This window comes from Janthinobacterium sp. Mn2066, assembly GCF_049319705.1.
GTDB lineage: Bacteria > Pseudomonadota > Gammaproteobacteria > Burkholderiales > Burkholderiaceae_D > Janthinobacterium.
In genome coordinates this window covers 1-218 of sequence record NZ_JBMOUF010000064.1, presented here as the reverse complement: position 1 = coordinate 218, position 218 = coordinate 1, and the positions used below count along the sequence as shown (strand labels likewise).

The window sequence follows — 218 nt, the reverse complement described above, 5'->3', positions numbered from 1 at the left end:
ACACGCGTACGTTTCACGTCCGAGCCGAACAAGGTGCTGCCCGACGCGCCCATCTGGCCGTTGCCGGCGCCGCCGACACCAGGACCGACGCCGTATTGCACGCCGAAGGTGTTGCCGCCGCCGAAGACCTTGGCTTGGCGATGGAAGGCCGACAATTGCCAGCCATTGTGGCGCTCGCCCAGGTTATCGTTATTCTTGCCCTGGCCGACGATGTAGGT

The 218-nt window shown here is 64.2% G+C and carries 1 pseudogene; it reads right to left on the bottom strand.

Annotation, left to right across the window (positions count from 1 at the left end):
- Window positions 1-218, bottom strand: a pseudogene (locus ACL9RI_RS27765) (carbohydrate porin); the annotation flags it as partial.